General features: G+C 55.7%; 10 protein-coding genes. 2 read left to right on the forward strand and 8 right to left on the reverse strand.

Going from position 1 to position 7,706, the window contains the following annotated elements; genetic code table 11:
- The 6 genes from trbB to traW form a co-directional block, all read right to left on the reverse strand.
- A partial coding sequence (trbB, locus tag ACMGGQ_RS22995; RefSeq protein ID WP_420290589.1) for a type-F conjugative transfer system pilin assembly thiol-disulfide isomerase TrbB occupies window positions 1–446 on the reverse strand: 446 nt, incomplete at its 3' end.
- A 10-nt stretch (window positions 447–456) separates the two neighbouring features.
- Complete coding sequence (gene traF / locus ACMGGQ_RS23000; protein ID WP_420290590.1) at window positions 457–1,248, reverse strand: type-F conjugative transfer system pilin assembly protein TraF; 792 nt, start codon at window positions 1,246–1,248, stop codon at window positions 457–459.
- Window positions 1,245–3,074 carry a type-F conjugative transfer system mating-pair stabilization protein TraN gene (gene traN, locus ACMGGQ_RS23005; protein WP_420290591.1) on the reverse strand — a complete coding sequence of 610 codons (1,830 nt, stop codon included), beginning with the start codon at window positions 3,072–3,074 and terminating at the stop codon, window positions 1,245–1,247. Before traN ends, traF begins: the two co-directional genes overlap by 4 nt.
- Window positions 3,067–3,675, reverse strand: coding sequence for a type-F conjugative transfer system pilin assembly protein TrbC (gene trbC / locus ACMGGQ_RS23010; RefSeq protein WP_420290592.1), 609 nt, complete (start codon window positions 3,673–3,675; stop codon window positions 3,067–3,069). The genes traN and trbC overlap by 8 nt, the downstream gene beginning before the upstream one ends.
- A gap of 10 nt (window positions 3,676–3,685) precedes the next feature.
- Window positions 3,686–4,678: a conjugal transfer pilus assembly protein TraU gene (gene traU / locus ACMGGQ_RS23015; RefSeq protein ID WP_420290593.1), complete on the reverse strand. Its 993-nt coding sequence runs from the start codon at window positions 4,676–4,678 to the stop codon at window positions 3,686–3,688.
- Window positions 4,675–5,319: a type-F conjugative transfer system protein TraW gene (gene traW / locus ACMGGQ_RS23020; protein ID WP_420290594.1), complete on the reverse strand. Its 645-nt coding sequence runs from the start codon at window positions 5,317–5,319 to the stop codon at window positions 4,675–4,677. The genes traU and traW overlap by 4 nt, the downstream gene beginning before the upstream one ends.
- 98 nt (window positions 5,320–5,417) lie before the next feature.
- Between traW and ACMGGQ_RS23025 the strand changes: the two genes are divergently transcribed.
- Window positions 5,418–5,663 (forward strand): type II toxin-antitoxin system CcdA family antitoxin, encoded by a 246-nt coding sequence (locus tag ACMGGQ_RS23025; RefSeq protein ID WP_196351417.1) that lies wholly within the window; start codon window positions 5,418–5,420, stop codon window positions 5,661–5,663.
- The gene (locus tag ACMGGQ_RS23030) at window positions 5,663–5,974 is read left to right on the forward strand and encodes a CcdB family protein (protein WP_196351418.1); all 312 of its coding nucleotides are present in this window, start codon (window positions 5,663–5,665) and stop codon (window positions 5,972–5,974) included. The genes ACMGGQ_RS23025 and ACMGGQ_RS23030 overlap by 1 nt, the downstream gene beginning before the upstream one ends.
- On the opposite strand, the gene trbI is transcribed toward ACMGGQ_RS23030, so the two are convergent.
- Window positions 5,971–6,405 carry a type-F conjugative transfer system protein TrbI gene (gene trbI, locus ACMGGQ_RS23035; protein ID WP_420290595.1) on the reverse strand — a complete coding sequence of 145 codons (435 nt, stop codon included), beginning with the start codon at window positions 6,403–6,405 and terminating at the stop codon, window positions 5,971–5,973. The two genes, ACMGGQ_RS23030 and trbI, sit on opposite strands and share 4 nt — an antisense overlap.
- Before the next feature lie 29 nt (window positions 6,406–6,434).
- The coding region (locus ACMGGQ_RS23040; RefSeq protein ID WP_420290596.1) for a helicase HerA domain-containing protein at window positions 6,435–7,706 on the reverse strand (1,272 nt) is incomplete at its 5' end.

Below are 7,706 nucleotides of genomic sequence, written 5' to 3' on the forward strand. Positions count from 1 at the left end.
TCCATGGTATGAACGTTGGTCAGAAAGGTAGTCGGTGTGGCCAGAGGAAGCCCCAGTTGAAAATACTCCACCAGCACATCCGGGGTAGCGGGCAGGACGTTCGGAAAAGTCAGATCACCTTTGCCGTCCATACTGAAGGCGAATACCGGCAGTCCGGAACGCATTGAGAACGCTTTCAGCACCGGATCGAATTTCTGACTGTATTCGCAGCTGGACTGCATAAACAGCACAACTGTCCAGTCCGCCAGATTCACCGTCCTCCCGTCACTCAGACGATGCGAAATGGCCTTCGGCTGTGCTTTTGTCGCCTGCTGTGCTTCAGGTGAAGTGGTTCTGGCGGCCGCTTTGGCTTCATCGAGCGCACGAATTTCATCGATTGTGCTGCCTGCAAAGGCGCATGCCGAAGCAGCCAGCAGGCTGCCGGAAATAAGGAGAGTTCTTTTCATAAAAGGATACTCAGTAATCAGGTTTGAAATCGGTCAGAACGTTCACGACCTGTCGGTCAAGGTCATCGTGGGCCATAAAGCCCCAGGCCAGCGGCTGCCACTGGCGGTTTTTAGGGTCGACGAGGAAGGTGGCAGGGAAAAACTTCACGTTCATGGTTTCAGCCTGACCGGTGTCAATCCGGCTGTCGGGAAGATGATCGCTGAGTTTGCCGTCAACCGAGACCCCCGTAACGGAGATACCGCGCTCCTCACAGTATGTTTTGATGACTCCCGCCATCAGGCTGTCTACCGGATTTTCACCTCGGTAGAAGAACATCACGCCGTAGCGTGCAGCCACGTGACTGACCGCCAGGATCTCTTTCTCTTTCGTCATCGACTGTTGGGCCGCTGACGTGCCGTTATAGTGGCTGCGCACCAGGTTGTAGTTGAGTTCCGGGAACTGCAGCAGCGCCTTCTTGCCGCTCTGCGTAAATCCTGTAGCCAGGTTAACCCAGTACTCCTTCATTACCGCGTAGCGCCGGTAGTTCTCAGGTGAAGGGTAAAGAATGGCGTTATCCAGCGCCTCCTGGGTTGCTTTCTGCAGGAGGGCCTTTTGCTCAGAGGCGGTCATCGGAGCTGGCGGCATGACCTCTGCCACCACAGGTGGCAGGTCATCCTCATCGTCGATATCAGCCGGGTCTTTGTACCAGTGCCAGCCCTCTTCCTGCGCGTAGCGGGGTTGAATGGCTACATCTGGGGATGCCGAAGCGCCGGTGGTCATCGTCATACAGACAGCAATCAGCTGGAGGCGTGTTCGCATCATTTGCCCGCCTCCGCCATTTTGTCTGAAATGATCTGCTTCGCTTTTTCCAGCAGCTCGCTGTCTTCCGGAATGGTCGAACCGTCTTCCAGATCGCTGTAGAAGTTCGCGAAGTTCAGCGTATCAAAGTTGATGGACTGCAGTTCATCGATGGTGATACCGCGACAGTTCGGGGAAGAGGCGCTGCCAAAGCTGATACCGAGCTGCCCCTTGCGTCCCTGGCTCTGCACTATCTGAGCGAGCTTGCTGTCAAACTGACAGTAACTCTCTTTCTTCTCCACGCACACGCCAAGAACCTTGTGGGCACAGAATGTCCCGATTTTAACCGTCAGCAGTTTCGACTTGGCCTTGCCCAGCGCTTTCTCTTCAGAGCTGCAGCTGGCAAGCCCCACATCGTTACCCCAGCCGGAGTCCTTGCAGCAGTTGCTGAACCCTGCCATGGCCTTGCGGCAGCGCTGGGCTGTGCCGGTAAAGGCACGCACGTTCGCTTCGTTGAACTCCGCAATGTCCTCACCTGCCGCTGCCACCGCGGCCAGCGTGGACACCGCTTTGGCGAACATGTTGTTGGTTCCGGTTTCTCCCTGCGCGCAGCTGCCGTCAGTACAGAAAAACTCCCCGCCGCACACCATCCCGGTACCGGAGACTTTGTTCTCGCAGGAGAACGTGGCCATCTCCGACAGGCAAACACCCGCCAGGGATTCAAGGCAGGTCGTACCGTTTACCGTGCAGGCTTTGTTGTTCATGTATTCGCTGCAGGTCCCGTTATCAGCCTCCTGAGTTACATAAACATCCTTAAAAGCCCAGCAGTCGCTGTAGACAGGATAATTCACGCCACCAACATTGATCGTCTTTGTCCCACCAGCCTCTGTGCAGACAGATGTCATCAGCACTTCCTCTGCCTTGTTGAAGGGGCAGTACTCTGTCCATTCAACGGACGGCTCATAGCCCTTGTCTTTCACCTTCATCACCATGTCGATGGTCATGCTATTTTTGCCGCTGTTGAAGGCTGCCAGAATGGGGGCTGACAGTGAGGCGTTTGACTGTCCGTTCATGGGTAGCGCCAGTGCACCATAATAATCACCTTCATTCACCGCCATACCGGCAGGGTTTAGCGTAAAGCTTGCCCCCCAGGTCAGGTTGAAGGTCGTATTCATGAATGTGGTTTTGGCATTCATCATGTACTGCCCTGCGGTCACATTCAGGGTGGCACTGATTATCTGGCCTGAGGCAGGCGCCCTGAATTCATAGAAAAATCCCCCATTTTGCGCGCTGTACCGGAAGAGCCCCGCACTAACGTGGTAGGCGCGCGTCACCCACACCTCGGTTTCTTTTCCGCCGATATGTGCCTTTCGGGTACAGGAAAGCTCAACCGCAGGGGTGCGGTTACACTGGTGCGTGGTGATTTCGGTGAAGGTCGCATTCTGCTCCTGACACTCATCGAACCCCGGGTCGACCACATTCTCCGCGTTATCCTGCATTGCGGTACCCGTACTGATAAAAGGCGCATCGAGTGAAGGCTTGTTATCCGCAGGTGTGTTCAGGATCGACTCGGTGATGCTCTGCCCGACATCTGACGTATTGAGTGCATTCGATCCCGGCGTGGTCATATCCACGCCCGATGAGGTCACGCCGCCGTAATAGCCGCTCTCGGGAGGCCGGGCCGTGTAGTCAGGAATGACCTCTTCCGGTTTAAAATTTTTAATCGCATTTGTCCCGGTGCCCTGCTGGCCTTTCCCGAATGACATGCCGTCACCGAACGCATCCGCACAGACGTACCCGTTGAGGACCATAAGCGCGCCAGCGAGTGCAGCTAAAACGGGCTTAACCATTGCTCACCTCCCGACGAAGCACGCTAGCGGCAAATTCTGCACACTCACCATCTTCCGCCACCTTCTTCAGCGCATCACGCAGGGTGATATCACCCAGCACCCGATCGGAGGCGTTGCCACACTTCACGATAAGTGTCGGTACCGACATCACGCCGTAGCGGCGAAAAGAAACCGGATCGATCTGCATCCCGCCCCTGTTAGTCTCTTTGACCAGCTGTGCCACCCGTGTGCCAGTCTGGCGCATATCGCCGTTGACCATCCCACGAAGGGAGACGGTCACACCCAGGTCAGCGGCATCTTTGATACGCTCGCGCAGGTCATCTTCCGGCATCGAGAACGACACAAACATCATGACCGCAGGCGCGTTGTTGTCCGGCTTCGTCTGCTGTTGCTGCTGTTGTCTGAGCGCTGCGACAAAATCAGCGCTCTGCCCGGTCAATGCCGAGCCACGGGCAAAATCAGGCGCGCTGAGCGCGCTATGGCGGGCGCGGTCCATCTGCAGCATGTCGCTAAAAAAGGCCTTGTTGTCGGAATTTGTGTCAGCAAACGCGGACACCGAACCGGCCAGCACAATGGCCGGAAGCAGGGAGAGTCGCTTCATAGGTGGTCCTTCAGAGAAAAACGCAGTTCCGTTTACGCCAGAACAGGTAGCCGAAGTTACGGCGATCGTTAGGTAAGTTACGTCCGGTCTCCCAGCGCATCACGCTGCGGCCCACCGGGTGGCATTGTCCGGCGTCAGGGTGTTTGTTCACCATCTGATAGCGCCAGCGCTCTTTCGGGATAATCGGGGACGGATACTCAAAGCAGACCGCTGTGTTCTGCCCAATGGAATTCATGATGAGACCTTCACGGTGCAGCTTGAAGGCCATGCGCTCGGCGACCAGCAGCGACGACTGCAGCGGGCTGTACTCGTTGGAGGTATAGCCGGTAAACGGGTACATCGAGCCCTGGGAGCCTGCACACCAGAACAGCACGTCCAGCGGTTTACCGACCAGGCTCGCCGCTGCATCAGCGGCGCAGGCGGCCTGGGCTATCGTATTGCTGAAGAGCACCGCCTCGGGGTTGATAATAATGCTGAGGCTGCTGTCGTTCCACATCGGATCAAGTTCGGAAAGATACGCGATATCCAGATCGCCGCCCTGCAGACAGCCCGCAGAGGTAATGATATTCAGCCAGTATGTCAGCGGGTATTTGTACCAGTGGACGTGATAGAACGCCCCCGGGGATTCACCATCCTCCTGCGACCCCGTCCCGGTACCAACATTGCCCACGCCCAAGTTAAAGCCGCCGAGATTCACCATGCAGTACGGCGAGCGGGTCACATCCGCCAGTGCCATTGGCTCCCAGTACCCCATCGCCATACCCACGCGGTACAGGATTCCCATCGGGCAAATCTGTATCGGACTTGACGGGTTCGCCGTATCCGGCTGCGAGCCGGAGGCAACCGCCACATTACCAATCGTGACCGGGAAAATGCACTCCCAGCAGATATCGGTGATCGGGTTAACGAAATTACCCTCGCACTCCACAGCGCTGGCGGATGTGGCAGACGACCAGAGCAGGCCGGACACTGTCAGACAAAGAACGGAGAACAGCCTTCTCATTGATGCCCTCCCGCCGGCTCCAGCGCAAAGGTATCAACGCGCAGCGACCTTTTATCTTCCCCCAGGGTTACGCGCGCCGGTACCGCAGTGAGCTCAAAGCGGCGTGACATCGAGCCCTTCTGATCGAAGAAGATCCGCTCGCCCAGCGCTTTTGTCGCTTCCCGGATATCCCCGTTAACGAGAATGACGCGGTACACCATCGTGTCAGGCTTCTGCGCCTTCATCCAGGCCAGATGGGCAGGATTGTCACCGTCGATAAAGTAAAGCGTCTGGTTGAACGGCACGGTATCCAGCGGGTTGATTACATCCCCCTTGCGTGCAAACAAGCGCCCCTGATGATCGGCCATATCTTCCGCCACGGTCATCGACGGATTGATGTAGTGGGTGCGGTTCTCGCGGGCAATGGTCAGCCCTTCAACCGGATCGGGGCGCAGGGATTTTTCGATGATCTGCTTTTTATAGGCTTCCTGCTGCATGTCCAGTTCACCGCTGTCCTGCATCGCCTGCAGGCGGGTATTGATGGTGGTGAGCATGTCCTGTTCAGCAATGGGGTAAAGTTCGCCCCAGGTTCCGAGGTCTTTTGCTACTACAGGCGAAAAAGCAATTACCGTCAGGAAAAGTATCGTTCCAGTATGTTGCACATGGGCTCCATAAATTTTGATTTGCATTACGCCACTAAGTTGCACACCATTAGTGTGTAACTGCATACGTGTAAAAAATCATATTTGAAGAGGGTTCTATGTCACATCAAACGCTTCAGCAAACAGTCAAGAAAAGAACAAATGTCACAATTACGGCCAGCCTGCTAAGTGAGGCAAAAGCAAGCGGCATTAATCTTTCTGCATTACTTGAAGATGCACTGCAGGAAAAGCTCAGAGCATCCAGAAGAGAGCGCTTCCTTCAGGAAAATCAGGCTGCATTTGCCTCTCATAATGCTTTTATCGAAAAAGCCGGGCTGTTTTCTGATGATGAAGGTGTTATTTGATGGCTCAGTTCGATATCTATCGCAACAAAGGAAAAGGCCGGGAGCACTATCCCTATTTTATGGCTCTTCAGCATGACCTCTTTGAGGGGCTGAGCACCAGAATTGTCGTACCGCTGACAGCTAAAGAAAATTTGATCCCTGTAGGACGAATCCACCCGGTTGTGAATATCGCTGGCAATAACTTCGTCATCCTGACAGATCTGATGACCAGTATTGAGAGCAAACGCCTGGAAACGGCTCCGGTAGCGACAGCCAGCCATTTGCATACTGAGATTGTTAGTGCCATCGACCTGCTAATAACGGGCATCTAACGTGTCCATTCAGTCATACGCTGACTGATATCACCCTGAATTTCAGTGGTGATATCCGGTACGCCGGATACCACGGCAGGTTTAACCAGAATCAGCGCCGAATGACGTTGCTGATAGTCCGTCAATGCGTTATTCAGCGAGAAGGTGAAGCGGCTGGTCAGAGCTTCCAGCTCGCCCTCTTTCAGTTCACGCCCGGTGGCCTGCTCGGTAAACCGGTCGATGGTCGCCTTCATGTCAAAAGACACAATGACCGGCGCCCGCCACGAAATCATCGCTGACGTCACTGCCGCATTCAGCGCGGTCACGGCCAGCACCACCAGGCCCAGATTGCGCAGACACTGGCGCTTTGCCTTTTGACGGCGGGTCAGCGGCGGTTTACCTGACGTCACATCGTCTGCTGACTGTCCGGTCGTTAATGCTGTATTACCCATTTTCCTGTCCTTTTCGTTCACTGTGTAACTCATGCCGCCATCTCCCACTCCTCAAGCTCCCGCATCTCGTCCGGGAAGTTTCGCCAGGCGAGTTCGTACACCGCGTCATGAATGCTGACGCCCTCTGCCCGACGCTGCTGTATAAACTCAAAATCCTTACCCTGCGAGCTGAACATCGCGCGGCTGAGCGGGTCCACGAACAGACGGTGAAAGCTGCAGGTGTCGTTAATGCGCAGCATGAAGGAGCTGAACCACTGGCGTTTCGCATCTCCGAACTTGCTGATGATGTCGCGCTCCATCTCGCTGAACTGGTTGGGGCGCATCTGGTTATAGGCCTTGAACTCGGACGCGTCCTGCTTGAGGATCACCTTGAACGAGGAGTTACCCCAGGCAGCTTTTGCCGCCGCAGAAGCTTCATCCGCATCGAAGTCCTTGATGTTCTGGCTGATGGTGATAAACGCCCCCATATGGCGGCGCACCGTGCGGTAGCCGGTCTCGATAAACTGCCCGACCTTGTCGTTTTTGAAGTTGAGGAGCTTCCAGCCCTCATCGATGGTGCAGCACTTCTTCATGCTGCGCGGCGTGCGGTACATCTTGTCTTCTATGTATATGATGAGGGAGAACATCACCGCGATAAGCAAATCAGGCTTATCGTCCAGGTCGCCCAGCTCCAGCACCACAAAACGCGCATCGTCGCTGAGTGACGGTTCATCGCTGTTAAAGTAGTCGCCGTAGACCCCGCCCTGGCAGTATTTGCCCAGCAGTGTGATGACCTCATCCAGGCGGCTGGCGATTGTCGCAGCATTCTGCTGCATGGCCTCTTCACGCGCCGCACGCATCTGCACCACCACGTCGTCAATGCGGGCTTTGTTCTGCTTCTGGTCGTAAGCGCGCTTCACCGCGCCCAGCAGAAGCTCCAGATGCACCTCATCAAGATTGCCGTTGGGGCTGGCCAGCACGGCCAGCTGGTCGCGGATACGCTCGGCTGAGGTGTTGATATTGCTGATATTGGCAAACGGGTTGAACTTGAGGTTGGAGCCCTTGAGGTACACCCCGCCGACGTTCTCACAGAAGGACTTGTAGCCGTCCCCCATATCGAACACCCAGCCAATCCCGCCGGACTCGAGCACGCTGCGTAAAATCGGCTGCACCAGGTTAGTCTTCCCTGCCCCGGAGGTTCCGCTCACCGCCATGTTGTAGTTGGTATTTCCCATTCCGTCGCCGTAGATGTCCAGAAACGACAGCTGGTTACGATACGACGGTGTCAGCAATCCGCCCGGACACAGACGGTTATCCGCCAC

It is taken from the genome of Enterobacter sp. BNK-13 (assembly GCF_048685015.1).
Classification (GTDB): Bacteria; Pseudomonadota; Gammaproteobacteria; order Enterobacterales; family Enterobacteriaceae; genus Enterobacter; species Enterobacter quasiroggenkampii.

Coding starts and splice junctions, on each gene's coding strand:
- traU (WP_420290593.1), bottom strand. CDS start 4,678: ATGAGAAGGCTGTTCTCCGTTCTTTGTCTGACAGTGTCCGGCCTGCTC.
- trbC (WP_420290592.1), bottom strand. CDS start 3,675: ATGAAGCGACTCTCCCTGCTTCCGGCCATTGTGCTGGCCGGTTCGGTG.
- ACMGGQ_RS23025 (WP_196351417.1), top strand. CDS start 5,418: ATGTCACATCAAACGCTTCAGCAAACAGTCAAGAAAAGAACAAATGTC.
- ACMGGQ_RS23030 (WP_196351418.1), top strand. CDS start 5,663: ATGGCTCAGTTCGATATCTATCGCAACAAAGGAAAAGGCCGGGAGCAC.
- trbI (WP_420290595.1), bottom strand. CDS start 6,405: ATGGGTAATACAGCATTAACGACCGGACAGTCAGCAGACGATGTGACG.
- traF (WP_420290590.1), bottom strand. CDS start 1,248: ATGATGCGAACACGCCTCCAGCTGATTGCTGTCTGTATGACGATGACC.
- traN (WP_420290591.1), bottom strand. CDS start 3,074: ATGGTTAAGCCCGTTTTAGCTGCACTCGCTGGCGCGCTTATGGTCCTC.